24 protein-coding genes are annotated in these 25139 nt (G+C 71.9%); 13 read left to right on the top strand and 11 right to left on the bottom strand.

Annotated features, from left to right (window positions below):
* Positions 1 to 54: 54 nt before the first annotated feature.
* Positions 55 to 1356 (top strand): aspartate aminotransferase family protein, encoded by a 1302-nt coding sequence (locus ACQP2T_RS50075; RefSeq protein ID WP_433511856.1) that lies wholly within the window; start codon positions 55 to 57, stop codon positions 1354 to 1356.
* 12 nt (positions 1357 to 1368) lie between these two features.
* On the opposite strand, the gene ACQP2T_RS50070 is transcribed toward ACQP2T_RS50075, so the two are convergent.
* The gene (locus ACQP2T_RS50070) at positions 1369 to 2469 is read right to left on the bottom strand and encodes an alpha/beta hydrolase family protein (protein WP_433511855.1); all 1101 of its coding nucleotides are present in this window, start codon (positions 2467 to 2469) and stop codon (positions 1369 to 1371) included.
* Between the two features lie 133 nt (positions 2470 to 2602).
* On the opposite strand from ACQP2T_RS50070, the gene ACQP2T_RS50065 reads away from it, so the two are divergent.
* Positions 2603 to 3802, top strand: coding sequence for a sensor histidine kinase (locus ACQP2T_RS50065; RefSeq protein WP_433511854.1), 1200 nt, complete (start codon positions 2603 to 2605; stop codon positions 3800 to 3802).
* The gene (locus ACQP2T_RS50060; protein WP_357942226.1) at positions 3799 to 4443 is read left to right on the top strand and encodes a response regulator transcription factor; all 645 of its coding nucleotides are present in this window, start codon (positions 3799 to 3801) and stop codon (positions 4441 to 4443) included. The genes ACQP2T_RS50065 and ACQP2T_RS50060 overlap by 4 nt, the downstream gene beginning before the upstream one ends.
* Positions 4444 to 4453: 10 nt before the next feature.
* On the opposite strand, the gene ACQP2T_RS50055 is transcribed toward ACQP2T_RS50060, so the two are convergent.
* Both ACQP2T_RS50055 and ACQP2T_RS50050 read right to left on the bottom strand, forming a co-directional pair.
* The gene (locus ACQP2T_RS50055; RefSeq protein ID WP_433511853.1) at positions 4454 to 4723 is read right to left on the bottom strand and encodes a hypothetical protein; all 270 of its coding nucleotides are present in this window, start codon (positions 4721 to 4723) and stop codon (positions 4454 to 4456) included.
* Complete coding sequence (locus ACQP2T_RS50050; protein ID WP_433511852.1) at positions 4720 to 4956, bottom strand: hypothetical protein; 237 nt, start codon at positions 4954 to 4956, stop codon at positions 4720 to 4722. Before ACQP2T_RS50050 ends, ACQP2T_RS50055 begins: the two co-directional genes overlap by 4 nt.
* 197 nt (positions 4957 to 5153) lie before the next feature.
* Here ACQP2T_RS50050 and ACQP2T_RS50045 point away from each other — a divergent pair, with 197 nt between their 5' ends.
* From ACQP2T_RS50045 to ACQP2T_RS50030, 4 genes are all read left to right on the top strand, one after another.
* Complete coding sequence (locus ACQP2T_RS50045) at positions 5154 to 5648, top strand: SRPBCC family protein (RefSeq protein ID WP_433511851.1); 495 nt, start codon at positions 5154 to 5156, stop codon at positions 5646 to 5648.
* Positions 5649 to 5766: 118 nt separating this feature from the next.
* The gene (locus tag ACQP2T_RS50040) at positions 5767 to 6801 is read left to right on the top strand and encodes a hypothetical protein (protein ID WP_433511850.1); all 1035 of its coding nucleotides are present in this window, start codon (positions 5767 to 5769) and stop codon (positions 6799 to 6801) included.
* Positions 6798 to 7961: a sensor histidine kinase gene (locus ACQP2T_RS50035; RefSeq protein ID WP_433511849.1), complete on the top strand. Its 1164-nt coding sequence runs from the start codon at positions 6798 to 6800 to the stop codon at positions 7959 to 7961. The genes ACQP2T_RS50040 and ACQP2T_RS50035 overlap by 4 nt, the downstream gene beginning before the upstream one ends.
* Positions 7958 to 8563, top strand: coding sequence for a response regulator transcription factor (locus tag ACQP2T_RS50030; RefSeq protein ID WP_433511848.1), 606 nt, complete (start codon positions 7958 to 7960; stop codon positions 8561 to 8563). The genes ACQP2T_RS50035 and ACQP2T_RS50030 overlap by 4 nt, the downstream gene beginning before the upstream one ends.
* Before the next feature lie 13 nt (positions 8564 to 8576).
* Here the strand turns inward: ACQP2T_RS50030 and ACQP2T_RS50025 are convergent, their stop codons facing one another.
* A complete protein-coding gene (locus ACQP2T_RS50025) occupies positions 8577 to 9116 on the bottom strand; it encodes a helix-turn-helix domain-containing protein (RefSeq protein WP_433511847.1) in 540 nt (179 codons plus the stop codon).
* Between the two features lie 66 nt (positions 9117 to 9182).
* Here ACQP2T_RS50025 and ACQP2T_RS50020 point away from each other — a divergent pair, with 66 nt between their 5' ends.
* Positions 9183 to 10085 (top strand): alpha/beta fold hydrolase, encoded by a 903-nt coding sequence (locus ACQP2T_RS50020; RefSeq protein WP_433511846.1) that lies wholly within the window; start codon positions 9183 to 9185, stop codon positions 10083 to 10085.
* A gap of 22 nt (positions 10086 to 10107) precedes the next feature.
* On the top strand, positions 10108 to 10476 hold the full coding sequence (locus tag ACQP2T_RS50015; RefSeq protein ID WP_433511845.1) for a nucleotide pyrophosphohydrolase: 369 nt from the start codon (positions 10108 to 10110) through the stop codon (positions 10474 to 10476).
* Between the two features lie 15 nt (positions 10477 to 10491).
* Here the strand turns inward: ACQP2T_RS50015 and ACQP2T_RS50010 are convergent, their stop codons facing one another.
* A complete protein-coding gene (locus tag ACQP2T_RS50010; RefSeq protein ID WP_433511844.1) occupies positions 10492 to 11085 on the bottom strand; it encodes a TetR/AcrR family transcriptional regulator in 594 nt (197 codons plus the stop codon).
* Positions 11086 to 11160: 75 nt separating this feature from the next.
* Between ACQP2T_RS50010 and ACQP2T_RS50005 the strand changes: the two genes are divergently transcribed.
* Positions 11161 to 11583, top strand: coding sequence for a hypothetical protein (locus tag ACQP2T_RS50005; RefSeq protein WP_433511843.1), 423 nt, complete (start codon positions 11161 to 11163; stop codon positions 11581 to 11583).
* 39 nt (positions 11584 to 11622) lie between these two features.
* Here ACQP2T_RS50005 and ACQP2T_RS50000 read toward each other — a convergent pair whose 3' ends face one another.
* Positions 11623 to 12792, bottom strand: a complete 1170-nt coding sequence (locus tag ACQP2T_RS50000; RefSeq protein WP_433511842.1) for an FAD-dependent monooxygenase — start codon at positions 12790 to 12792, stop codon at positions 11623 to 11625.
* Between the two features lie 14 nt (positions 12793 to 12806).
* The gene (locus ACQP2T_RS49995; RefSeq protein WP_433511841.1) at positions 12807 to 13271 is read right to left on the bottom strand and encodes an SAM-dependent methyltransferase; all 465 of its coding nucleotides are present in this window, start codon (positions 13269 to 13271) and stop codon (positions 12807 to 12809) included.
* 109 nt (positions 13272 to 13380) lie between these two features.
* Between ACQP2T_RS49995 and ACQP2T_RS49990 the strand changes: the two genes are divergently transcribed.
* Entirely contained in the window at positions 13381 to 16275 is a 2895-nt protein-coding gene (locus ACQP2T_RS49990) for an ATP-binding protein (RefSeq protein ID WP_433511840.1), read from the top strand.
* An 81-nt stretch (positions 16276 to 16356) separates the two neighbouring features.
* On the opposite strand, the gene ACQP2T_RS49985 is transcribed toward ACQP2T_RS49990, so the two are convergent.
* Positions 16357 to 17979 carry an MFS transporter gene (locus ACQP2T_RS49985; RefSeq protein ID WP_433511839.1) on the bottom strand — a complete coding sequence of 541 codons (1623 nt, stop codon included), beginning with the start codon at positions 17977 to 17979 and terminating at the stop codon, positions 16357 to 16359.
* 59 nt (positions 17980 to 18038) lie between these two features.
* On the opposite strand from ACQP2T_RS49985, the gene ACQP2T_RS49980 reads away from it, so the two are divergent.
* Positions 18039 to 21209 carry a BTAD domain-containing putative transcriptional regulator gene (locus ACQP2T_RS49980; protein WP_433511838.1) on the top strand — a complete coding sequence of 1057 codons (3171 nt, stop codon included), beginning with the start codon at positions 18039 to 18041 and terminating at the stop codon, positions 21207 to 21209.
* Positions 21210 to 21289: 80 nt separating this feature from the next.
* Here the strand turns inward: ACQP2T_RS49980 and ACQP2T_RS49975 are convergent, their stop codons facing one another.
* Positions 21290 to 22453, bottom strand: coding sequence for a sensor histidine kinase (locus tag ACQP2T_RS49975; RefSeq protein WP_433511837.1), 1164 nt, complete (start codon positions 22451 to 22453; stop codon positions 21290 to 21292).
* 10 nt (positions 22454 to 22463) lie between these two features.
* Positions 22464 to 23498, bottom strand: a complete 1035-nt coding sequence (locus ACQP2T_RS49970) for an alpha/beta hydrolase-fold protein (RefSeq protein WP_433511836.1) — start codon at positions 23496 to 23498, stop codon at positions 22464 to 22466.
* 132 nt (positions 23499 to 23630) lie between these two features.
* Between ACQP2T_RS49970 and ACQP2T_RS49965 the strand changes: the two genes are divergently transcribed.
* Complete coding sequence (locus tag ACQP2T_RS49965) at positions 23631 to 24323, top strand: helix-turn-helix domain-containing protein (RefSeq protein WP_433511835.1); 693 nt, start codon at positions 23631 to 23633, stop codon at positions 24321 to 24323.
* A gap of 57 nt (positions 24324 to 24380) precedes the next feature.
* On the opposite strand, the gene ACQP2T_RS49960 is transcribed toward ACQP2T_RS49965, so the two are convergent.
* Positions 24381 to 25136 carry a (2Fe-2S)-binding protein gene (locus tag ACQP2T_RS49960; protein WP_433511834.1) on the bottom strand — a complete coding sequence of 252 codons (756 nt, stop codon included), beginning with the start codon at positions 25134 to 25136 and terminating at the stop codon, positions 24381 to 24383.
* Positions 25137 to 25139: the final 3 nt, after the last annotated feature.

Raw genomic sequence — 25139 nt, 5'->3', positions numbered from 1 at the left:
TCTTCTTGCCCTCTTTCTTGTCGCCGGGCGATATGTCGCCCTTTGATGATTCCCATGACCCGGAATCTGGACGTCAGCCGCGACCTGTACGCCACCGCCCAGCGCTTCATCGCAGGCGGCGTCTCCAGCGATGCCCGCCGTACGGCCGGTGTCCCCCTCTACGTCGACCGAGCGGCCGGCGCGCGGATCTGGGACGTGGACGGCAACGTCTACCTCGACTATGTACTCGGCCAGGGCCCCGCGCTGCTCGGCCACTGCCCGGCCCCGGTGGCGGAGGCGGTCGCCGCGCAGGTCGCTCGCGGCATCGTCTACTCGGCCCAGCACGCGGCCGAGGTACGGGTGGCCGAGCGGGTGTGCGCCATGGTGCCCTCGGCCGAGCGGGTCCGCTTCAACACCGTCGGCTCGGAGGCGGTGCACGCGGCCCTGAGGCTGGCTCGCGGTTACACCGAGAGATCCAAGATCCTCAAGTTCGAGGGCCACTACCACGGTTGGCTGGACCCCGTCCTGTACAGCGTGCACCCCGCCGTCGACCTCGCGGGTCCCGCCGCCGCGCCGGTCGCCGTGCCGGGTACGGCGGGTCAGCAGCACGGCCACTCCGACGACCTGATCATCTGCCCGTGGAACGACCTCGAAGCCCTCACCCGCCTGATGGACCGGCACGCCGGTCAGATCGCCGCCGTCATCACCGAGCCGGTGCTCTGCAACACCGGGGCCATCGAACCCGACCCCGGCTACCTGCGGGCGGTACGCGAGCTCTGCGACCGCCACGGCACCCTGCTGATCTTCGACGAGATCATCACCGGCTTCCGGCTCGCCCCCGGCGGCGCTCAGGAGTATCTCGGCATCACCCCCGACCTATCGATCTTCGGCAAGGCCATGGCCGGGGGCATGCCGGTGTCCGCGCTGGCCGGTAAGGCGGCCGTCATGGACCACATCTCTGCGGGGAAGGTCGCGCACGCGGGCACGTTCAACAGCCAGCCCGTCGGCATCGCGGCGGCCGAGGCGACGCTGCGCATCCTGGACGAGCAGCGCGAGGAGGTCTACGGGACCCTGTTCGCGCGCGGCGAAGCGCTGATGGACGGCCTCAGGGCGGCGGCGGACAAGGCTGGCGTGCCGATGCTCGTGGCCGGGCCGGGGCCGGTGTTCCAGACGTACTTCACCGACGCCCGTGCCGTACGCGACTACCGGGACTTCGCCGCCACCGACCGGGCCATGATGACCCGGCTGCACGCGGCGCTGCTCGAACGAGGAGTCAACATGGTGCCGCGCGGCCTGTGGTTCATGTCCACGGAGCACACGGAGGCGGACATCGCCGCCACCGTCGACGCCTTCACCGACGCTCTCGGGACGCTCTGAGCCTGGTTCGGCTCAGGGCCAGAACGTCACTTCGGGGAAGTCCTTCGACGGCTTGTCCAGCAGCGGCTCCCGCTCCTGGCGCAGGTGCCGGTCGAGGAAGGCGCCGACGTACGCCCGGGTGATCGACACGGCGCGCGCACCGTCCAGCGCCGGTGCGGGCAGCCCCACCTGCGGCCTGATCACCGCGTAGTCGGTGAACGAGGCGTGGTCCGTGTCCGCGACCGACAGCCAGCGCTTCCACCCGTTCACCTTCGGCCACCAGTTGACCCACGACACGTCCCCGGCCGGCGTGTGGTTCTCCTTGGTGCCCATCATGAGGAGCGGCCCGCGTACCGTACCCGTGGGCTGCTTCGGGTTGTAGCTCCCGTCGAGGTTCACCCCGGCGCGCACCCGCCTGTCGGCGGCCATGAGCTGCGGGGCGGTGTTGCCGCCCGCCGAGAAGCCGACCACGCCGATCCGCGACCTGTCGACCAGCCGTCCCCAGCCGCTCTTGGCGGTGAGCCGGTCGAGCACGAACGACAGATCGATCACCCGGCTCTTCGCGACCTCGATCCCTTTCTCCTCGGTGTTGTTCCCGACGCACGCCGCGCAGGTCGTGGTACGCCCGTCGGGGAACGTGGTGGCCACGGACTCATAGGTGTGCTCGACGGCCGCGACCAGGTACCCCTTGCTGGCCAGGTCCTCCGCCAGCGAGGTCATCGTCGCGCGGGGGAAGCTGAAACCCGGCGACACGAGCACGAGCGGCAGGCTGCGGGTGAGCGGCTTCGCGTCGACTGTGGCGTACGTCCGGGTCTTGGCGAGCGTGTCGGCGGGGACGTTCGGATAGGGCTTGACGATCAGCGCCGACTCCTGCGGCGTCACGTAGGCAGCCGCCCGCGTGCCCGCCTTCGCGGCCGGGTACCACAGGGAGACCATGAGCTGCCGCGGCCCGTCCTGCGGCACCCACGGATCGGGACGGTCGGCGTCGACCAGATGCAGGGAGGCCAGTCCGACGGGGTACTTCCCGGTGGGCGCGGGCAACGAGGTGCCGCCGGTCTCAGCCTGTGCCGGTACGGATGACGTCGCCAGCAAAGCGCTGGCCACGCCCAGGGCCACGATGAGGTGTCGTTTCATGCGGCCCAGCCTGGGCCCGTACCCACTGCCCCGGCTTGCCCGGGAAGTCGACCGGCACCCCCTCCTTTCGTAGCGGTCCCGATCGACGATCGGCTCGGGCGGCGGCCCCGCCTCGCGCCATAGGCTGACGAACATGCAGGTGAGCAGACGGATCGAGGACGGCTTGCCGGTGTTGCTCGGGCCGGTCGTGTTCGTGGTGTCCGCGGTGCCGTTCGATCAGACCGACGGCCTGACGTCGCCGGTGTTCGTCACGGCGGCGGCCGCCGCGGGCGTGGCGGCGTGGTGGGCACGGCGGTCGTGGTGGCCACTCGCCGCGCTCGGTGCCGTCTTCTACGTGTGGCTGGTGATGTGGCCGCCGCTGATGGTCGCCTCCTACTACGCCGGTACGACCCTGCGCGGATCCCGAGGCATCGCGAGCTACCTGGGCGGCACCGCCGTGGCGCTCGGCGCGGCCGTCGTCGTCGGCGACCTGATCGGCGGACGCCGGGAGATGGTCACGGCGACCCACGCCAACGTGGCGCTGATGGCCATGGCCCTGGTGGGGCTGCCGTTCGTGTTCGGGCTCTGGACCCGGGCGCGGCGCGACGTGCTGGCCGCCGCCAGAGAGCGGGCCGACCGGCTCGAACGCGAGCAGGTGATGCGGGCCGAACAGGCCAGGACTCAGGAACGGGCGCGCATCGCCAGGGAGATGCACGACGTCGTCGCGCACCGGGTCTCGCTGATGGTGCTGCACGCGGGGGCCCTGGAGGTACGGGCCGCCGACGAGCCCACGGCCCGTACGGCGTCCATGATCGGCGACATCGGCCGGGAGGCGCTCGCCAACCTGCGCGAGCTGCTCGGCGTACTGCGCTCGAACCAGCAGCCCGCCGAGCTCAGCCCGCAGCCCACGCTGGCCGACCTCGACCGGCTCCTCGACCAGTCGCGCGCGCTGGGCATCTCGGTGCGCAGGCACGACCACGGTCAGCCGCGCGCACTCGGCTCGACGGTGGAGCGGACTGCCTACCGGGTGGTTCAGGAGGCACTCACCAACGTGCACAAACACGCCCGCGACGCCCACACCGACGTACATGTGCGCTTCCTGAACGACACCCTCCAGGTGGAGATCCTGAACCGGGGCACCACAGACGGGCCGGGCACGGAGCGGGCGCTGCCAAACGGGCCGGGTGCGGAGCAGGCGCCGTCCGGGACGGAGCGGGCGCTGCCCGGGGCGGGGTGGGGGCTGGCGGGGTTGCGTGAGCGGGTCGAGCTCCTCGGGGGATCGCTGGCGGCGGGCCCCAGACGGGAGGGCGGCTACCGCGTCACCGCCGACATCCCCGTGCGGGCCGCGGCATGATCCGGGTGCTGGTCGTGGACGACGAGGCCCTGGTCAGGTCCGGGTTGCGGATGATCCTTGAGACGGCCGACGACATCGTGGTGGTGGGCGAGGCCAGGGACGGTGAGGAGGCCGTCGGGGCGGCGGCCCGGCTCAGGCCGCACGTGGTGCTCATGGACGTACGGATGCCCGGCACGGACGGCCTGACCGCCGCCGCCCGCGTGCTGGCCGCCCCGGACCCGCCCAAGATCGTCATGCTGACCACGTTCGACCTGGACGAGTACGTCCACGAGGCGCTGCGGCTCGGCGCGGTCGGCTTCCTGCTCAAGGACACGCCGCCGAGAGACCTTACCGCCGCCGTCCGTACGGTGGCCGCCGGCCAGGCCATGCTCTCCCCATCGGTCACCAGGCGCCTGATCGACGCGTTCGTGGACCGGGCGCCCTCGCGGTCGGACTCGGCCCGCAGGCAACTCGCCGCGCTCACCGGCCGCGAGGAGGACGTGATCAGGGCCCTCGCCCGCGGCCTGTCGAACGCCGAGATCGGCCGCGACCTGCGCCTCTCGGAGGCGACGGTAAAGGCGCACGTGAGCCGGGTACTGGCCAAACTCGGCCTGACCAACCGCGTCCAGGCCGCCATCCTCGTCCACGACGCCGACCTCTGAGCCGGCTGGTTCAGGCGGCAATGATCCGGACGTGTGAATCCAGTCCTGCGAAGTCGTCGGGGTTGCGGGTCACCAGGGGGAGGTTGTTCGCTGCGGCGACCGATGCGATGAGAAGGTCGGCGAGGCGCTTGCGGGGCTGGCGGCCAAGGTTCAGGACGAGGGCGTAGATGATTCCGTAGGAGCGGGCCGCGTCGTGGTCGAAGGGGACGGGGTCGAAGGTGGACTCTGCCCATTGCAGCCTTGAGGAAGTGTCCAGCAGGACGTTGATCGGGTTGCTCACCGATCGTCGCCGAGCAGGTTGTCCTGGTCGAGCACGGCGTCGACGTCGTTACGGAACTCGGCGTGGTCGATGTGCGGCAGGTGTCGGGCGGTGCGCTTGGCTTCGCTCCACGGCACAAAGGTCCGTCGACCTGTGACCAGCCGGAGCGCATGGGCACGGACCTCGACGAGTTGGTCGGGGGTCAGTTGCTCGACGAGGTGATGTACGTCGTCGTAGTCATGGGCGGCGGTCATGGCTTCGAGTGTACGCTCGATCGTTATCTCAGCAGGTGGAAGTGCTTGAGCTGGCTAGGGATCCGTTGAACGGCGCTGGCCAGGGCTTTGGTGCCCGTGCGCGAAATACACGAGGCGCAAAGTGACATCTGTATCTGTTTGTCCTGGCCAGCGGGGTGCAGGGTTTGGTTCATCACCCACTTGCTAGGGAGCAAACCATGACACTGGCCCGCGAGAGCGTGCGTATCACGCGTACCTACCCGACCACCCCCGAGCACGTCTGGCGGCTGTGGACCACTCCCGAGGGCATCGCCTCCTGGTGGTCGCCGGACGGCTTCACCGTCGAGGTCGGCAAGCTCGACCTGCGGCCCGGCGGCGACCTCAGCTACACGATGACCGCCACGGCGCCAGAACAGATCGCGTTCATGGAGAGCCACGGGATGCCGCTGAGCACCGAATCCCACAAGAAGTTCGTCGAGGTGTCGGAGCCGGGCAGGCTCTCCTACACCTCGCTCGCCGACTTCATCCCCGGCGTGGACCCCTACGACTTCCTCACCGTGGTCGAGCTCGAGACCGTCGAGGGCGGCGTCCGCGTCACGATGACCGCGGACGCGATGCACGACGAGGAGTGGACCCAGCGGCTGGCCGCCGGCCGCGCCAACGAGCTCGACAACCTCGGCCGTGTGATCGACGCCGACGAGGCGGGCGCGTAGGCATGGCCAAGCCATGACCCTCCTCCTCTCCCCGGCCAGGCCGCCGCTGGTGGCCGCCACTCGGCCGGGCCACCTACCCTGGTCAGCCGGGACACGTGGACGGGGGGTGGTTCGGCTGGTGGCGTTCTGGCGATCCGACCGCGTCGTCCGGCTGGCTCCGGTCGGCGCGGTCGCCTGCAGCGGCCTGCTGCCCTTGCTGCAGGTCGCGCTGTCGTTCAGCTATGTGGGCAACGACGCCCGCACCGGACTGTGGAGTCTCGCGGCGACCGCGGTGTACCTGCCTCTGCACCTGCGCCACGTCTGGTACGCGGCACGCGCCATCCGTCCCCCGGCCGGCCACGGGACATTCGCGGTGATGGCCGTCATCATCCTCGCCACCACTCCACTGGCCGGGAATCTGTGGCCGCGCACCTACGCGAGCCTCGCCGTGTCGGCCGTCCTGGTCCTGCCCGGCCCGTGGTCATTCGTCGCGTACCTGTCGCTGGTGATCGCGGCGGCCCCCGTCGCCCTGCTGCTGGGCCTGCCATGGAACGCCGCGCCGTGGCTCACTCTCTCGGAGCTCTGCGGCAGCGGGGCCGTACTCCTGCTCGTCTGGCTCTCCGCCGCCCTCGTCCGCCTGCGGTCGGCCAGGGAGGTGCTCGCCCAGCGGGCGGTCGCACAGGAGCGGCGCCGCATCGACGACGACCTCCGCCGTACGCTCGGCACCGCCCTGGAGTCCCTCGCGGCCCGCGGCGCACGCGCCGCCGACCTGCTGACGACCCCGCTCGACAAGCGGGCTGATCTGGAGGCGGAGCTGTCCGGGCTCGCTGACGATTCCCGGCGTACGCTCGCCGAGGCCAGGCAGCGGGTACGCGGCTACCGCCGGCCGTCCCTCCGAGCCGAACTCGACACGGCCGCCACCCTGCTCGCCGCGGCCGGTATTGACACCCGCCTGCGACTGCCCCGCACGGGCATCCCCGACACGATCGCACCGCGGCCCCGCGCGGCCCTGCGCGCGACGGTCACCGGCCTGCTGCGCACCGACGGAGTGAGCACCTGCACGATCACGGCAACCGTCCTGGCCGGCGGAGTACGCCTGGAGGTGCGGGCCGACGACACCATCGAAACCATCGACGTGCGGCCCCACATCCACACCTCCGAGGCCCGCCCATGACCCCGCCGATCGCGCCGCGGTGGGTCGTGCGCCACCCCCTCTGGCCGCTGATCGCGCTGCACGTCCTGCTGGCCGTACAGGTCCCCGTCTACACGACCCTCGGCATGGACGGTCCACCCGGCAACCCGGTCGCCGCCACCCTCGCCTGCGCCTTGGCCCTCTGGCTGAGCCTGCGACACAGCCTGGCCGCCTCCAGAGGCGAACACCCGGCGGGCTGGCCCTGGACCCTGGCGGCGCTCGTCATCCTCGCCAACGTCCCCCTGTGGTGGTTCGGCTCGAACTGGCAGGGCTTCACCGCCTTCGCCCTCGCCTCGATCGTGATGCTGCTGCGCGGCCGTCTGATGCTGTTCGCGATGATCGCGCAGCTCCTGCACAACCCGGCGAAGGAGGTGATCGCCATGCTGCGCGACGACGCCTACACCGTCCCCCAGGCACTTCTCCTGGGCGCGTACGCCCTGTTCAGCCTCATCCTGTACGCGGGCACGCTGGTCGGCGGCGCCCGCCTGGTCCGGCTGCTGAACGAGCTGGAGGCCACCCGCACCGAGCTGGCCGCCACCGCCGTCGGCGAGGAACGCGTCCGCGTCTCCCGCGACCTGCACGACCTGCTCGGCCAGAGCCTGTCGGCCATCTCCCTCAAGGGCGACCTGGCCCTCCGCCTGCTCGCGAAGGACGGCGCCGCCGCCCGCGCCGAGGTCGAGAGCCTGACCGGTGTCGCCAGGGACGCGCTGCGGGATGTACGCGCGATCACTCGCGACGAGCACTCCGTCTCGCTGCGCACCGAGATCGACGGCGCCGCGGCCCTGCTCGGCGCCGCCGGCGTCGACACCCGCCTGGACGTGGCAGACCTGCCGCCCCTGTCGGCCCCTGCCCAGAACGCCCTGGCCTGGGCGATCCGCGAAGGCACCACCAACCTGCTACGTCACAGCGACGCCCGTACCTGCGCCATCACCCTCACCCACCAGCAGGGCACGGTACGACTGGAGATCGTCAACGACGGCGTCCAGCCCTCATCTGGGGCAGCCGACCTGACCCGCACCCCGCCCGGCACAGGGCTCTCCGGGTTGGCCGAGCGGACCCGCGGCGCCTCCGGCACGTGGCTCACCACCGCCCACGACGGCCTGTTCCGGCTGTCGGTAGAAGTCCCCGAGGAGGTCGCGTGATCCGCGTGCTGATCGCCGAGGACATGCACATGATCCGCTCAGCCCTGGTCGCCCTGCTGTCGCTGGAGGACGACATGGAGGTCGTCGCCGAGATCGAACGCGGCGACGAGGTCCTCGCCACCGCCCTCCGCGTCCACCCCGACGTGGCGGTCCTCGACATCGACATGCCCGGCCTGGACGGCTTGTCCGCCGCCGAACAACTGTCCGCCCGGCTCCCCGCCTGCCGCACCCTCGTGCTCACCGGCCTCAGCCAGCCCGGCAACCTCCTCCGCGCCCTGAAGGTCCACGTCAGAGGCTTCATCGTCAAGGACGCCCCCGCCCACGCCCTCACCGACGGCATCCGCCGCATAGCCCGCGGCGAACGCGTCATCGACCCCGAACTCGTCGCCGCCGCCCTGGAAACCGGCAGCAGCCCGCTCACGCCTCGTGAGACCGAGGTGCTGCGCGCCGCCGCCACCGGCATCCGCGTCGCCCAGATCGCCACCGATCTCTCGCTGTCGCAGGCCACCGTACGCAACTACCTGTCGAACGCGATCAACAAGGTCGGCGCCCGCAACCGCATCGACGCCATCCGCATCTCCCGCGACGCCGGCTGGCTCTGAAACCCCGTCCTACTCACCCTGAGGTTGGATCCTCGGTCGGAAAGAAGATCGTGCTCAGCAGGTGGTGGCCGCGGTCCGGTGCGGGTTCGTTCCGTAGCCGGGGCATGATGACGCCGACCATCTCGCTGATCATCTCGGTGCGTTCGTCCGGGTTGAGCCAGAGCGGGAACTGCCGGTAGGACACCGAGTCCGCGGTCGGGTCGGCGTTCTCCCGGTCGAGGTAGGCGTTGAACTCCGCGAGCAGGGCCGCCATGGCCGCGGCGAAGCCGTGCCGGTGATCTTCCAAGGACATCGACGCGGCCGCGTCCTGATCGATCACCGCCCGCGTTCGGCGTAGCCGGTAGTGGCGTTCGACGGCGCCGTGCACCCGCTGCTCGGCCTCCACCTCCAGCACTCCCGCCTCGGCCAGCAGGCCCACGTGCCGGTACACCGTGGTCTTGGGGACGTCGGGCAGGCGAGCGCACAGGTCGGACGTGGTGCGGGTCAGTCCGCCGGACATGGCGTGCACGATGCGCAGCCGGACCGGGTGCAGGAGCAAGTCAAGCGTGTCCATCTGGGTACGATCCCACATCTGGTACTGTTCCCAAACTTGGGAAAGCAACGGCACGAGGAGCTGGTGATGAAGGACCAATCGACGCTTCCGCTGGGTCGGTTCTACGAGGTGGGCGGGCGGCGGTTGCCGCTGCACCGATCGGGCGGTGGGAGCCCGGCGGTGGTGTTCCTGCCCGGGGCCGGATCGTCCGGCATGGATTTCCTGAACGTCCAGGAGCGGGCCGCCGAGCTCACCACGAGCGTGCTCTACGACCGTGCCGGAACGGGGTGGAGCGACCGGGCCGAGCTGCCGCGCACCTCCGCCGAGGTCACCGATGAGCTGCGCGAGCTGCTGCGGGTCGCCGGCGTGCCCGCGCCGTACCTGCTGGTCGGCCATTCCCTCGGCGGCCTGTACGCCCGCCACTACGCGCGGCGCTTCCCCGGCGAGGTGTCGGGCCTGGTCCTGGTCGAACCCGAACACGAGGACTACGACGCGTACATGCCCCCGAAACTGGTCGAGACCTGGGCCGAATGGGACCCCGACCAGGCGGTTCCCGACGAGCTGCCCGACGAGGTCATCCAGTTCTACCGCGGCCTGTTCGCGCAGGTGCTGGCCGACTGGCCGGCGGCCACCCGCGAGCTGCTCGTCGAACGCCATGTCAGCCCCGAATGGATAGGGATCGGCGCCCAGGAGGCGGCGAACCGCTACCAGCTCCACGACGAGGTACGCGGTGCGGGGCCGCTGCCCGATGTGCCGCTGATCGTGCTCACCGCCACGGGTATCGACGCCTTCAAGGAAGCGGTGTCCCAGGGCACCCCCGAATCGCTGCTGCGCGAGGAGATCGACGGCAAGCGGCGACTCTATGACGCGCTGGCCGCGTCGGTCTCGCACGGCGAGAACCGCCTGGTCGACGACGTCGGGCACGTCTCCATCGTCTTCCGCCGGCCCGACGCCGTCTTCCAGGCGATCCGCGACCTCCTCGACAGGTGACACCCCGCTAAGGTCGTCAGGCGTGACGAACGAGTTGGAGCCACTCGCCGAACGGCAACGGGAGTTCGCGCGTGCGCGAGACTGGGAGCAGTTCCACACGCCGAAGAACCTCGCCATGGCGCTGGCGGGGGAGGCCGGGGAGTTGCTGGCGGAGTTCCAGTGGCTCACCCCCGACGAGTCGGCCGACCTCGACCCCGAGGCCCTCGCCCGGGTCCGCTCGGAGCTCGCCGACGTGACGCTCTATCTGGTACGGCTGGCGGACGTGCTCGGCGTCGACCTGGTGGCGGCCGCCAACGCCAAGCTCGACGAGGGCGAACGACGCTACGACGCCGACCTCTACCGCGGCTCCGCCAGAAAGGCCCCGCCCCTCAACCAGCCGCCCAGCGCGTAAGCCGCTTACGTACCTTCACCGCTTGCGAGTGAGCGCCGATGCGGTGGCGTCGGCGACGGTGGTGGCGAAGGCCGGTAGGTCGGATCGGTCTTCCAGCAGCAGGAACAGCCAGGCGAACACCGGCCCGAGCAGCAGCGCGTGCACCACCGCCGGTTCGGGCCGCCGCGCCAGCTCGCCCCGCCCGACCGCCCGGTCGAGGATCTCGACCAGGCAGCGACGTTCGGCGGCGACGAACGTGGCGGCGAACTTGGCCGCCAAGGCCGGGTCCGCGTGCACGTCGGCCAGCAGGCCGGGCACCACGCCGGGTGGCGGGGCGGCCAGCTGGTCCACCATGAGGTGGGTCAGGGTGGCGAGGTCGGCGCGGAGTGAGCCCGCGTCGGGAGGTGTGTCGAGCTCCAGGTCGTGCAGCGCCACCGCGAAGATCATCTCCTGCTTGGTGGCGTACCGCCGGTAAATGGCGGCCTTGCCCACGCCTGCCCTGGTCGCGACCGTGTCCACCGTCAGCTGCGCGTAGCCGTGCTCGGCGATCAGCTCGCGCGCGGCGGTGGCGATGGCCTTGTCCACCCGGTCGTCCCGGGGGCGGCCCAGGGGCTGCTTTCGTTCCCGCATGGCGGCGAGTATACGGAACTCATAGTTCCGGAAAAGGCTTGCGCAACGGCGAAAGCGGATCCATGATACGGAACTATGAGTTCCGAAACTGATGTTTCCGTAAGAGGCGTGGTGTGGGCGGGCGGGATCATCATGTTCCTGGCCGCCGGGCACCTGCTGATCACCGGGGTGATCACTGCCCAGCACCTGCCGGACTGGTTCAGCGGTGCGCTGTGGCTGGGAGCGGACGGGCTCGACGGCCTGCGCGATCCGGCGCCGGCGGCGGGCGCCTTCTGGATGGTGTGGGGCAGCTTCGCCGTGCCGCTCGGGCTGGTGGGAGCGCTGGTGTTCCGGTTCGGGCGGCTCGGGCAGGTGCCGCCGCCGTACATCGCGATTGGGGTGGGCGTGTGGGGCCTGGTCGCGGCCGTGGTGCTGGAGCCCACGCCGTTCGTACTCGTCGTGATCCCGGCGGGCATGCTGCTCGCCGCCCAGCGCGGGCGCCGGGCGGCGACCGCGTGAGCTCCGCGCCTGTCGGCCGTCGCCGGACCCGTGACCGCGTCAGTGCCTGTCGGCCGTCGCCAGCTCGGACAGGTTCATCGCCATCGTGTGGTGGACCGCCGGGATCCAGTCCAGGGCGCGCAGGGCCGTGTTGCGCAGGACCCGCAGCGGTGAGTTGCCCACGGTCGCGATCTTCGTCATCTTGTGGGTGAAAGCGACCACTTCCTCGGCGACCGGGCGGCGCTCCGCCTCGTACTCGTCCAGGACCGTCTCCGGAGCGCCGTCGCGCAGCACCGCGGTGAGCTTCCCGGCCAGGTTGAGCGCGTCCTGGATGCCGGTGTTCATGCCCTGGCCGCCGGCCGGGCTGTGGACGTGGGCGGCGTCTCCGGCCAGGAAGAGCCGGCCCGCCCGGTAGTGGTCGGCGAGCCGGTGGTGGACCCGGAAACGGGAGCTCCAGACCAGGCCGGTGACCATGGATCGGTGAGCGTGGGGACCACGGGCGTCGAGCAGCGCCTGGATGTCGGCGACAGTGGGGTGCTCGGGAGCCTCGTCGACCGTCGCGACGATCCGGTGACGGCCGCCCGGCAGCGGGGCGACCACGGTCACTCCCTCCGGGGCGAAGTACAACGCCACCTCGTCGGCGGGCCCGGTCCAGTCGAGATGGACGTCGGCCAGGATGAACGACTGGGCGTAGGCGTCGCCCGTGAAGGAGATCCCGCTCTGCTCGCGGATCGTGCTGTGCATGCCGTCGGTGCCGACGACGTACGAGGCGCGGATCAGCCCCCCGTCGGAGGTCTTGGCGGTGACGCCTGTGGGCTGCTGCTCGACGATCGCGATCTCGTGCGGGCGGTGGACCGTGCCGCCCTGGCCGAGCAGCCGGTTCAGCAGGACCTGCTCGGTGATGTTCTGGGGGACCAGCAGCGTGTACGGGAAGTCGGTCGGCAGCTTGTCGAAGCCCACCGTCAGCAGGACCCGGTCACGGTCGCGGACGGTGAAGCGGGGCACGGTGACACCGGCGGCCACCAGTTCGTCGCTCACGTCTATCGCGCGCAGCACCTCCAGGGTGCGGGCGTGCACGACCGCCGCCCGCGAGGTGTTCGCGCCTTCCGGCGCCTTGTCCACGAGTACGGCGTCCACCCCCTGCCCGGCCAGCGCCGTGGCCAAGGAGAGACCGGCCGGGCCCGCGCCGACGATCAGGACATCCGTACTGGCGGGAAGCTTGGCATTCATGATGTGGAGTCCCCTCAGTAGTAGTTACGCATGAGTTCGGTTGACCAGTGCGGCTGCACGACCTCGCCCTGCGGGCCGAACTCCGCCATATAGGGCTTCAGATCGAGGACCGGGCTGCCGTCGATGGCGTCCAGACCGCGTACGCGTACGTCGAGGCCGTCGACGCCGAGCAGACGGCACCGGGAGACGCCCAGCCGGTTCGGGCGGTTCTTGCCGCGCTGAGCGAAGATGCCCACCAGCGGCCAGTCCGGGTTGCCCCTGGGACGGCGGGCCGAGGTGTTCACCGAAGCGGGATCCACGAGGTGGAACTGGAACACCACCTCCAGGTGCGAGAACGCCTCCAAACCGGCCAGGGAGTCCGGCGTGAAGCGGCTCCCGTCGAGCCGGATCACGGCCTCCTCGGTGTTCCAGTCGTCGTCGAACGCCTCGGTACGCCCGCCGACGACGGTTCCCACCGGCTGCAGGCTCACATGTTCCATGGCTCATGACCGTAAGGGCCGCGCCGTCCTGGCCGAATCCGTCACGGTGACCAGTAAGCAGGAGGGCGGCTCACGGGATTCGGTCACCGGTTAGGTAGGGTCGGGCAGCATGATCGGCCGACATGCGGAGATCGCCCTCCTGCGGGGGATGATCGCCGAGTCCGGGGCCGGCCAGGGCAACGCCATCGTGGTGTACGGCCAGGCCGGGATCGGCAAATCGGCGCTGCTGGCGGAGGTCGCCCGGACAGCAGGCGGGGACCCGCTGGTGCTCCGCGTCACCGGCGTCGAGGCCGAGGCCGAGCTGCCCTTCGCCGCCCTGCACATGCTGCTGGGCCCGGCCCGGCAGCTCATCGCGGAGCTCCCGGCGGCGCAGCGGGACGCCTTGCGCGGCGCGTTCGGCCAGAGTGAGGGCGGGGCCCAGGACCGGTTCCTGGTCGGCCTCGCGGTGCTGACCCTGCTCGCCGACCTCGCCGGCGAGCGCCCCCTGCTGTGCCTCGTGGACGATGTGCAGTGGCTGGACCGTGCCTCGGTGGACGCGCTGGTGTTCGCGGCCCGCCGACTGGGCGCCGAGCGGATCACCATGATCCTGGCCGCTCGCGACGACGGCACGGAGCGACCCGTCGACGGCGTACCCGAGCTGCGGCTCTCCGGTCTCGCCCGGCCTGACTGCGAGGCGCTGCTGGCCGAGGTGGCGGCCGATCTGGTGCCCGAGGCGCGGGATCGGGTGATCGAGGAGGCCGAGGGGAATCCGCTGGCGCTGCTGGAGTTCGCCGGGACCCTCACTTCCGAGCAGCGGGCCGGCCGGCTGAGCCCGCTGCCCCTGCAACCACCCCGGCTCTCCCTGGCCGGCCGCCTCGAACAGTCGCTGCGTGCCGCCATCCGGCTGCTCCCGGAACGCACCCAGCGGCTGCTCCTGATCGCCGCGGCCGAGGACTCCGGCGACCTGGACCTCGTCCTGCGGGCGGCGCAGAGCTTCGAGGCGGGGGAGGGGTTCGTGCCCCGGATGGCGGAAAGTCCTCGGGGCGCGGAGGATTCTGAGCGCTGGGCGGCGGATGGCGTCGGGGCTGGGACGGCAGGGGGCTTTGGGACCGGATTGGCGGCGGGCTTTGGGGCCGGGCTGGCCGATCTGGAACCGGCCGAGCGCCGCCAGCTGGTGCGGGTCTCGGAGGATCGGCTGCGGTTCCGCCACCCGCTGGTCAAGACCGCCGCGTATCGCGAGGCGCCGCTCGCCCATCGGGTGGCCGCCCATCACGCGCTGGCGCGGGTCCTCGACGGTGACGAGCAGGCCGACCGCCGCGCCTGGCATCTGTCCGCCGCCGCGGTCGGGCCGGACGAGGAGACGTCGGCCGTACTGGCCGCGACCGGGGACCGTGCCCGGCAACGCGGCAGCCACGCTTCGGCCGCCACCGCGTACGAGCGGGCCGCGCAGTTGACCGTCGACCGGCGGCTGCGCGCTCAGTGGCTGGCCGCGGCCGCCGAGGCGGCGATCGGCACCGGGCAGCTGGCCCGTGCGGGCGCCGCCGCCGATCGGGGGCGGCGCCTGACCGGGGATCCCACGGTGCTGGCCCGGCTGGCCGCCGTACGGGCCGCGGTCGACGCCGAACACGGCGGCCCGACGCCGGCCGCCCACACCCTGATCGAGGCCGCGGCGGGCATCGCCGGGAACGCGCCGGACGACGCGGCCACCCTCCTCGCCACCGCCGCCGGTGAAGCCTGGTTCGCGGGCGACCGTGCCGCGCTCGGGCAGATCACGGAGCTCCTGGCCGCTCTCGGCCCGGGGATCGACACCTCCCTCGCGACGGTGGCCGGAGCGGTACGCGGCATGGAACGGGTGGCCGCGGCAGACCCGGCCGCCGGACTCCCACTCCTGCGCGCCGCCATCGTGCCGCTACGCGAGAGCCTTCCTACGCCCGCCGCCGCCGGCCGGGTCATCGGGACGTACGCCGTGTTCAGCGCCCTGATGACCGGTGACGACGACGCCGCCTGCGAGATGGCGGCCGCGCAGGTGGACACCTGCCGCGAACAGGGCCTGATCGGCGCTCTGCCGCATGCCCTCCAACTCCTCACCCAGGCGCAGATCCTCCACGGCCGGCACGCGGAGGCGGCGGCCTCAGGCGCCGAGGCGTGGCAGATCGCACACGACACCGGGCAGGCCGGGCGGCTGCGCCACCTGCACGGCATCCTGGCCCGCCTGGCCGCCATAGAAGGCGACGACGAGAGGTGCGTACGGCTCGCTCAGCAGGCCGAGGGCGCCGCCCAGGAACGCAACGGATCCGGCTGGGGCGGCTGCGCGCTGACCCTGCTCGACCTCGTACGCGCTCGTCACGAAGCCGTGGCCGAGCGGATGGCGCGGGTCCTCGATGGACCGCTCGGCCACACCGTGATCGTCACCTTCGCCATAGCCGACTACGTCGAGGCCTGCGCCCGTCTGGGCGAGCCGTCACTGGCCATTGAGGCGTTCGTCCGGTTCGACGCGTGGGCGGCGGCCAGCGCCCAGCCGTGGGCCGCCGCCGTCGCGTACCGCTGCCGGGCCCTGCTCGCCCCACCCGGCGAGGCCGAGGCGCACTACACCGCGGCGCTCCAGCGGCACGCCCAGGGCGGGCGGTCGTTCGAGCGGGCCAGGACGGAGTTGCTGTACGGCGAGTGGCTGCGGCGGGGCCGCCGGCGGTCCGATGCAGGAGTGCGGCTGCGTGCCGCGATGGACCGGTTCGCCGCGCTGGGCGCGACCCCCTGGGCCGAACGCGCCCGTACGGAACTGGCCGCCACCGGCGCCCGCGCCGACCTGCCGGAGCCCGGCGGCCAAGCCAGACCGCTCGACACCCTGACCCCGCAGGAACTGCAGGTCGTCCGGCTGGCCGCGACGGGCGCCACAAACCGGCAGATCGCCGCCCAGCTCTTCCTGAGCCCGCGAACGGTGGGGTTCCACCTGTACAAGGCGTACCCGAAGCTGGGCGTCTCCTCGCGCACGGACCTGGCGGGGATCGACCTGGACCGGCCCGCCTGACCGCAGACACCAGAACACCGCAGACACCAGAACACCGGACCGGCTGATTCAGCCGATCCGGTGTCTCATGGGATGAGGGCATCATGCGGCGGTCAGCACCTCCGGCCCGTCCGATGAAGCCCCACCCGACGAAGCGCCACCAGCCGTGGCCCCATCCGCCGTGGCCGCGTCCGACGAAGCCTCATCCGCCGTGGCGTCGTCCGCCGGGGTGTCGTGCGGCTGCGCGGCGCGGTCGTGGTGGCGGAGCACGGCGATCGTGACGGCGGCCAGGACGAGGAAGACCACCACGCCGACCGCCGCCACCGCGTTCAGCCCGGTGGTGAAGGCGCCCCTGGCGACCTCCAGTACGCCGGGCAGATCCTTGGCGACCGTCACCGCCGCGGTGATGCTCTCGCGGGCACCCTCAACCGGCAGCGTGTCCGGCAACTGGCCGCGGTAGACGGCGGTACCGAGGCTGCCCAGCACGGCCACGCCCACGGCCACCCCGAACTCGCCGGAGGTCTCGCCGAGCGCCGCCGCCGATCCGGCCTTCTCCACCGGGGCGGCCGTCATGATCAGGCCGTTGCCCGCGCCCATCGGCACCGCGATCCCGGCGGAGGCGAGGATCAGGCCGGCCACGACCGGCCACGTACCGCCGACGCTGGGCACCTGGGTGTGCGCGAACAGCCCCACGGCGCCGACCACCAGCCCGCCCGCCATCGCGTACGCCGTCCCGAACCGGCGGGCGAGGACCGGGGCGAGCGTCAGAGCGGCGATCATCACGATGTTCTGCGGCACCAGCCACAGCCCGGCGCTCAGGGGCGACAGCCCGGCGACCGTCTGCAGGTACGTCGTGGACATCAGCGTGGTGCCCGCCATGACCACGCCGCCGAGCAGCATGATCCCGAGGGTGGCGGCGAACGCGCGGTTGCCGAACAGGCGCAGGTCGAGCAGCGGGGCGGCCAGACGGCGCTGGCGGCGGACGAACACCGCGCCGACGGCCACACCGATCACGATCGAGGCGACGGCCACGGGGTTGAGGCCGTTCCTGGCGACGTCCTTGAGCCCGTAGATGAACGGCAGGATGGCGGTCAGCGACAGCGCGACGCTGGCCGGGTCGAGCCGCCCGGCGGCCGGGTCGCGATACTCGGGCAGCAGCGCCCGCCCGGTGGCCAGCAGCAGCACCATGAACGGCACGCCGAGCAGGAACGCCGAGCCCCACCAGAAGTGCTCCAGCAGCAGGCCGCCCACCAGGGGACCGAGCGCCATGCCGACCATGAAGCAGCTGAACCAGATCCCGATCGCGGCGCCCATCTGCTTCGGGTCCCGGAACATGTTGCGCAGCAACGCCATCGACGACGGCATCAGGGTGGCCCCCGCGACACCCAGCAGGGCCCGGGTGGCGATGAGCATCTCGGCGCTGACCGAGAAGGCGGCCAGGACGGACGCGGCGCCGAAGCAGGCCGCGCCGATCATCAGGAGACGGCGGCGGCCGATCCTGTCGCCCAGCGTTCCCATCGTGACCAGGAACCCGGCCAGCATGAACGAATAGATGTCCAGGATCCACAGCTGCTGCGGCGCGCTCGCGCCCAGACCGGCGCTCAGCCGCGGCAGCGCCAGGTAGAGGACGCTCCCGTCAAGGGAGAGGAGCAGGGCCACCGAGGCCAGGACGCCCAGCCCGAGCCATTCCCGTCGTCCGGCGAGGTTGTTCATCGTGTTTCCCATGCCTTCACGGTGCTGGAGCGGCCTTCAGATCCACTTCTCGTCCGCTTAAGGTGGCCCTTATGCGCTTTGGGGTGCTCGGGCCGCTGGCCGTATGGACCGACCAGGGGGAGCCCGTCACGATCCCCGGGCTGAAGGTCCGCGCGCTGCTCGCCGACCTGCTGGTGGATGAGGGCCGGCCGGTGTCGACCGACCGGCTCGTGGACGATCTGTGGGCGGGCGAACCGCCGGCCAAGTCCGCGGGCGCGCTCCAGGTGCGGGTCTCGCAGCTGCGGCGCGCGCTGGAGGAGGCCGAGCCGGGCGGCAAGAACCTGATCGTCTCGCGCGCGCCCGGCTACCTGCTCAAGGCCGTCGAGGGTACGGTCGACGCCGCGCAATTCACCGACCTGCTGGCCCGCGCCGAGACGGCCGAGAGCCCGCGGACCAGGGCGGAGCTGCTGTCCGACGCGCTGGCGCTGTGGCGCGGCCCGGCGTTCGCCGACTTCGCCGACGAGGAGTACACCAGGTCCGCGATCCTCCGGCTGGAGGAGCAGCGGCTGTCCGCCCTGGAACAGCAGGCCGAGGCGCGGCTGGAGCTGGGCGAGCACGGCCTGCTCGTGGGCGAGCTCGGTGACCTGGTGGCCCGCAACCCGCTGAGAGAGCGGCTGCGGGCCGTACACATGCGGGCCCTGTACCGCGCGGGACGGCAGAGCGAGGCGCTGGCCAGCTACGCCGACCTGCGCGAACGGCTGGCCGAGGAGCTCGGCCTCGACCCCGGGCCCGAGCTGGCCGCGCTGCACCAGGCCATACTCGGCCAGGACCCGGCGCTGAGCAGCCCGGCCGACCGGCCCGTCACGAACCTGCCTGCCTCGCTCAGCGACCTGATCGGCCGGGACGGCGCGCTGGCCGAGGTCCGTACCCTGCTGGAGAACAACCGGCTCGTCACCCTGACCGGCAGCGGCGGCGTCGGCAAGACCCGGCTGGCGCTGGAGACCGCCACCCGGCTCGCCGACGCGTACGCGGACGGCGCGTGGCTGGTCGAGCTGGCCCCCCTCGACCGGGGGACGCGCACGCCGGAGGCCGACGTCCAGGCGGTGGCGGAGACCGTCGCGGCGGCGCTCGACATCCGGGAGGAGTCCGACGGGACGCCGCTGGCCGACCGGCTGGCCGACGCGCTGCGCTCCCGGCAACTCCTGCTCGTCCTGGACAACTGCGAGCACGTGATCGAGCGGGTCGCCGAGCTGACCGGCCGGTTGCTGCGGGCCGCCCCCGGGCTCCGCGTGCTGGCCACCAGCCGGGAACCGCTGGCGGTGGCCGGTGAGGTGTTGTGGAGCGTGCCGCCGCTGGACGTGCCGGTCGGCGCCGACCCCGGTGAGGTGGCGCGGTCCGAGGCGGCTCAGCTGTTCGTGGCGCGGGCCGCAGCCTCCGCTCGCGGCTTCACCCTCGACGAGGGAAACGCCGGGGCGGTCGCGCAGCTCTGCCGGCGGCTCGACGGCATCCCGCTGGCTCTGGAGCTGGCCGCGACGCGGGTACGCGCGCTCGGCGTGCACGGGGTGGTGGCCAGGCTCGACGACCGGTTCCGGCTGCTCGCCTCCGGGCAGCGCGGCGCGCCGGCGCGTCAGCAGACGCTGATGGCGGTGATCGACTGGAGCTGGCAACTGCTGACCGAGCCCGAACGCGCCGTTCTGCGCCGCCTGGCCGTCCACGCCGACGGCTGCACGCTGGAGGCCGCGGAGGAGACCTGCGCGGAGGACGGGCTCGACGTGCTCGACCTGCTCGCGCGGCTGGTCGACCGCTCGCTGGTGGTCGTGGCCGACGGTACGGGAGGCATGCGGTACCGGCTGCTGGAGTCGGTGGCCGAATACTGCCTGGAGCGGCTGTCGGCGGCGGGTGAGCTGGATCGGGTACGACAGGCGCACTCGGCCTACTACACGGCGCTGGCCGTACAGGCTGAGCCGTTTCTCTACGGGCACGCCCAGCGGGAGTGGCTGCTGCGACTGGACGCGGAGGCCGCGAACATGCGGGCGGCGCTCGACGCGGCCGCGGCGGCGGGGGACGCGGCCGGTGCGCTGACGCTGGTGAACGCGCTGGCCTGGTACTGGGTGCTGCGCGGCCGGCTGGCCGAGGGGCGCCGGTCCCTGGAGTCCGCCCTGGCCATCGGGGACGCCGTTCCGACGCCCGCCCGGGCAAGGTCGGGGGCGTGGCGGGCCGGGTTCGCCATCATGCTGGGGGAGGACGTCGACTGGCGGTCCGCCCTGGACCGAATCGAAGACCCGGTCGGGCGGGCCAGAGCCGAATGGCTCTTCGGCCGGAAACTGCCCGACGCGGTGAGCGGGCAGGAGCTGGTGACGAGCGCGCTGGCCACGTTCCGGGCGATGGACGACCAGTGGGGGATCGCCGCGGCCCTGAGCTGCCGGGCGCGGGACGCCTTCACGCGACGGGACTTCGTGGCCCTCGAACGCGACGGTGAGGAGAGCGCGCGGCTGTTCCGGCAGCTCGGCGACCGGTGGGGAGTGCTCCAGGCCACGGAGTGGCTCGGCGGGCTGGCCGAGATGGGGGGCGACCTGGAGCGGGCCGGCCGGCTGTTCGCCGACGGGCTGCGGATGGCGGAGGACCTCGGGCTCTGGCCGGAGGTGGCCGGGCGCACCGCCTGGCTGGGCTGGATGGCGCTGGGGGCGGGTGAGTTCGAGCGGGCCATGGAGCTGTGCGGGCGGGCCCTGCACATCGCCTCCGGGCAGGGCCACCGAGAGACCTCGATCATGGCCGAGATGGGGCTCGCCTACGCCGAGCGCCGGGGCGGCCACCTCGACCTGGCGGAGCGGCACCTGAACCACCTGCTCGAAGGGATCGCCAGGGGTCCCGGCGTCGAGCCCGCCCTGCACCTGCCGGACACACTCGTCGAGCTCGGCTTCCTCATCGAGCGGCGCGGCGACGCCGCGACCGCCAGGGACCTGCACCTGGAGGCGCTCACGGCGGCGCAGCGCATCGGCGACCCGCGCTCGGCGACGTGGGCCGTGGAGGGCCTGGCCTCCGCCGTGGCCGCCGGGGGCGCCCACGAACGGGCCGCCCGGTTGCTGGGGCTGGCGGCGGGCGTCCGCGAGCACAACCAGACGCCTGCCGCTCCGTCGGAGGCGGCCGAGATCACGCGGGTCACCAAGGTGGTCGTGGCGGCGCTGGGCGAGGTGGCGTTCGGCACGGCGTACGAGCAGGGCGGCAGGCTGAAACTCGAGGACGCGGCCGACCTAAGCCCGTAAAGCCATCAAGAGCCGGTGAAAGCCATCAAGCCCAGCACCCGGAGCCTGCGCGGCCATCAAGCCCAGCGCCCGGATCGCGCTCAGCGCAGGCCCATCGGGATCCGGGCCCTGACCGTGAACCCGCCGCCGGACCGCACCCCGGCGCTCAGCTCACCACCGACCACACTGACGCGCTCCCGCAACCCGACCAGCCCCCGCCCACCGCCACGGCCCAGCCCGGGACGGCTGGGTCCGTCCGTGGTGACCTCCACGTCCATCCACTGCTCGCCATGGCGTACATGGACCAGAGTGCGCTTGCCCGCGGCGTGCTTCACCGCGTTGGTGAGCGCCTCCTGGACGACCCGGTAGGCGGCCACCTCCGCGGCCTTCTCCATGGCGCCCGGCTGTCCGTCCTCGACCAGTTCCACCGGCTGCCCGGCGCTCCGGGTCCGCGCCACCAGATCGGGCAGCTTGCTCACTGAGGGCTCGCGACCTTCTCCGTCCGCGTCCGGCGTACCGTCCAGCGCGCCGAGCAGGTAGCGCAGATCGGTCAGCGCATGGCGGCCGGTCTCGCTGATCGCCTCCAGGCCGGTCGTGACCCGCTCGGGCTGCCCGGCGAGGAACTGCGCCGCGTCGGCCTGGACCACCATCGCCGTCACATGGTGGGTGACCACGTCGTGCAGCTCCCGCGCGATCCGCGCACGCTCCGCCGCGACGACCGCCGCCTCGGCCAGCCGTACCCGCTCCGCCTCGGCGGCGCTCCGCTCACGTACGACGACACCAGTTGCCCAGCACACCGCCAGGAACAGCAGGAAGGTCGTGTAGTCCAGCGGACGTTCCGGCGACCCCAGCTCGTGCAGGGCGACGGCGAGCCCCACATACGCCACCACCGCGACCACGGCCACCGTGAGCGACCGACGCCGCAGGTGGGCGCCCACGCTGTACAACGCGACGATCAGCCCCAGCGCCGCGAACGCCGTGGGATAGCGCAGCAGCTGAAACGCCATGAACGCCCCGCCGACCACCGCCAGACACCAGGCGGGCCACCGCCGCCGCACGACCAACGGCAGGCTCTGCGCCAGAATCAGCAGCACTCCCACAGCGTCCAGCGGCAGGTCCGGCAGGTCCGCCAGATCGACGCCCTGATGAGCGATCCCGGGCACGAACGACAACCCGGCCAGCGTCCCCGCCAGCACGACATCGGTCCGCCGACTCCACGGCGCCGTCATCGCCATCAGCCGGAAAGAGGCCGCCAGTCGAGACACGCCCGCCAGCCTAAGGCGAGAGGCGGCGGCTCAGCCAGGCCAGGGCGAGCGGGTAGCGATATTCGATGGCGCCGTGCCCGGCGTCGAAGAGCTCGAAGTAGATCCGCTCATCGGGCACCCCCGCCACCTCCAGCGCCCGCCGGAACGCGGTGGCGCCGAGGTCCAGGAAGTACTCGTCCCGGTTGCCCGCGTCCACCCAGATCGCCCGCATCGACCGCAGCGCCTCGGCGTACTCGGGCCGCGCCGCCATGAGCACCGGGTCGCGGGCCAGCCAGCGCTCCCACACCTCGGGTATGACGGCCCCCGTGTCGTCGAACGGCAGGCGGACCGTGCCGTCCTCGTCGGCCGAGTACGCCGCCGCGTAGGCGTACATCTCCAGCAGTTCGAGGTCGCCGTCCCTGGTCCCGGCGATCCTGCTCCGGAAGTCGGACAGGAACTTGTCGTACGAACCGCCGTACATGTCGCGTAGCCGCCGCGCGACGACCGGCAGCCCGGACCGGAAACTGACCTCGAACAGCGAGTCGCCCGCATGAGTGGCCAGCGCCCCGAACACGTCCGGCCGCAGCATGGCGGTGACCATCGCCCCGCCGCCACCGCTGGACTTGCCGGTGACCGCGCGGTGGTCGCGGCCGGCCAGCGTACGGTAGTGGGCGTCCACCCACGGCACGACCTCGTCGCACAGGTACGAGTGGTAGCGGCCGGTCGCGGGCGAGTCGAGATACTGGCTGCCGGCCAGCGAGGTCCACGCGTCGACGTAGACGACGATCGCGGGCGGCACGTCACCGGCCGAGAACACGCCGTCGGCCAGCTCCGGGTACGTCCGGCGGAACGGCGTCCGGTTGAACCACATGGCGACGTGCCCGGTGTAGCCCTGCAGCACGTAGATGGCCGGGTAACGCCGGTCGGGCTGGTCGTCGTACCCCGGGGGGACGTACACGTACAGAGGCCGCTCATGCGGATCCCCAAGGGGGTTGCCGCGCAGCAGCGCACTGTCGATGACGTTGTGGTCGAGGCGGCCGGCCAACTCGTCGGACCAGGGCAGCATGGGCTTCCTCTCGTTGGCCGGTGTCAGCCGACCGAGATGTCGATCCCCGATGAGCAGTTGAAGATCAGCCTGCCACCTCCGCTTTGCCGTTGCGCGGCCATCCGGGGCATCGGAGGTCGCTAGGCTTCCTCCGTGGACAGCGCAGAACTGAAGGACCGGGTACGCGAGCTGCGAGCCGAAGGCCGCTCTCCCAAGGAGATCGCCCGCACGCTGGGGGTGTCGCCGTCGGTGGTGGCCCCGCTCGTCCGGGCCGTGGCGGCCGAGGGCAGCGCGGCGGCGGGGGAGCCCGAGGTGGTCGGCTGCTGGATCAACGTCGGCTGGAGCAACGGCCTGACCGTCGACCCCGCCCGAGGCTGGATCGACGAGAAGCCGGATGCCGACGGGCTGGACGGCAAGGTGTGCGTGCTGGTGGCCCGGCGGCACAAGTGGGACCGGATGACGGTCTGCGGCTACCTCGCCGACGTCTACTGCACGGGCGTCAAGGACCTGATCGGGCCGGACGTCATCGATGGCCGGCAGCTCAGCAGGTTCCGCGAGTACTTCTTCAGCGACTACGCGGGCTGGCAGGAGGCGCCGATCGAGCTGGCTCAGCATCTCGTCTTCGGCTCGGTCGACTATGCCCGAACGCTGGGCCTGGAGCCGTTCGGGACCTTCGACTCGGCCTCCCACGTCCTGGGCACCTGGGAGGGCGGCCCGTCGGCGATCACATTCGGCCGCGACGGCAAGCCGTTCTACGTCCCGGGCGAGAATGACGAGTCCGGCAAGATCGTCAGAATCTTGGAGCGCGAAGTAGGCCCGACGGGCTTCGACTCTTCCGTTGGGTGATCCGGTGGTCTGAAGAGCCGACCGTGGTCGACGAGGGCTGACCAGGCCCTCGCTCCCCTAGTGCGGGACGACGCGCTCGACCAGAACCCGCCGATAGTTGGCGATGCGCTGGTCCACGCTGTCCAGGCAGCAGCTGGAGCACTTCGTTTCCTCTGCGGAGGTGTAGTACAGGCAGCACGTGTCGCGCAGGTAGAACAGTCCCTTCCGGTCGTCTGCCGTGAGCCGGACGACCTTGCCCAGTCGGTCGAGGTCGATGGTGGACGCGGCCGAGAAGGTCTTGTAGGCGCTCTCCAGCTGATCGACGTCCCCGCCGCGTCTGCTGGCGATGCAGAAGGCCGCCGCGCAGCCATGCGCCACGCCGCCATGAAGCTGCCGGAGCCCGGCTCGGGTACGAACCCGCATGGCCTGCGCGAGCGGCAGAAGATGGTCGTCCAGGATCCATTCCACCAGGGTGGTCACGGGGGCTTCCGCGACACGGGGCTCGCGCAGCCCGACTGCCTCGAAGCCGTGGTGGGGAGACAGCCGGATGGCGACGTTCCCGGGACGCATGTCGATCACCACGCCCTCGACGGCCCAGGCCAGCACCGCGGCCGCCGTCACGGTGCCGGCGTACACGGCCATGATCGTGAGCGCGGTCGCGTGATCGGAAACCTGGCCGCTCGCCTGGCGCTCGGCTTCGAGAATCCGGCCCAGCTCCGCCGACCGCGGATCCAGCAGCCGGTCACAGGCGATCCAGTCCTCTTCTGGCGCGAGCCCCTGTTGGAGCCGGAAACGTTCGCCGAAGGACTCCAGTCGCGTGAAGACGTCTGTCACTTG

Origin of the sequence: Nonomuraea sp. CA-143628 (assembly GCF_050942315.1) — a bacterium.
In the GTDB taxonomy this organism is placed as follows: domain Bacteria; phylum Actinomycetota; class Actinomycetes; order Streptosporangiales; family Streptosporangiaceae; genus Nonomuraea.
The sequence above is the reverse complement of the archived record's forward strand: the minus strand, read 5'-3'. Positions and strand labels throughout refer to the sequence as shown.